Origin of the sequence: Romboutsia sedimentorum, assembly GCF_030131845.1 — a bacterium.
In the GTDB taxonomy this organism is placed as follows: Bacteria; Bacillota; Clostridia; order Peptostreptococcales; family Peptostreptococcaceae; genus Romboutsia_D; species Romboutsia_D sedimentorum.
In genome coordinates, this window is record NZ_JASKYM010000030.1 from 1 (window position 1) to 846 (window position 846).

Here is an 846-nt window from a genome sequence, read left to right on the forward strand (position 1 = left end):
GAATAAGACTTTGTGATGCACTTGACACATTATCTTCTAAACGAGAAGAAAGACCGCCTAAAAAGCACGGAAATATACCTTTATAGGAAGGTGGTAAATTATGAATATTAGTCAATTATTAGAATCCCTAAAAGATCCTTCAGCAACATTAAGTATAGGAGATAAACTGCTTGCTGGATTTAGTGTAGCTATACTTTCAATGAGTGTAGTATTTATAGTGTTAGTTATAATACAAGGAATAATAAGTTTATTACAAAGAGAAAAAGTTAAGCAACAACCTACATTAGCATCTGTAGTTAATACCCAAGAAGTAAATAATGAAATACAAGATAATAAAGAATTAGTAGCTGTAATTACTTCTGCAATTTGTGCAGCCACTGGAAATAAAACTAACAATATATTAGTTAAAAAAATAGTAAGAAGCAATAACTCTAAATCAAGTTGGGAAAGTATATCAAAGAATATTACTAAATAATGAACCATAGGGGGAGTTTAAAGATGATAAAAAAATACAATATAACAGTTAATGGAAATACATACGATGTAGAGGTGGAGGAACTAGGTAGTGAAGTATCTTCAAGACCTCAAGTAGCACCACAACAAAGTGCACCTAAAGCAGTAGCACAAAAACCTCAAGCAGCACCAGTAAGTTCAGGTGCAGGAAGCATAAATGCACCAATGCCAGGAACTATTAATGATGTTTGTGTTAAAGCTGGAGATAGTGTGAAAAAAGGCGATGTTTTATTAATACTTGAAGCTATGAAAATGGAAAATGAGATAATGGCAAGTTGTGACGGAACTGTTTCAAAAGTAAGCGTATCAAAAGGAGCATCAGTAAGTGTAGGA

General features: G+C 32.7%; 2 protein-coding genes. Both read left to right on the plus strand.

What is annotated here, in order from left to right:
- The first annotated feature begins 100 nt into the window (after window positions 1-100).
- Window positions 101-475 (plus strand): OadG family protein, encoded by a 375-nt coding sequence (locus QOZ84_RS16460; RefSeq protein ID WP_284133962.1) that lies wholly within the window; start codon window positions 101-103, stop codon window positions 473-475.
- 23 nt (window positions 476-498) lie between these two features.
- Window positions 499-846: biotin/lipoyl-containing protein (locus QOZ84_RS16465; RefSeq protein WP_331496624.1), on the plus strand; the 348-nt coding region annotated here is incomplete at its 3' end.

Coding starts and splice junctions, on each gene's coding strand:
- QOZ84_RS16460 (WP_284133962.1), top strand. CDS start 101: ATGAATATTAGTCAATTATTAGAATCCCTAAAAGATCCTTCAGCAACA.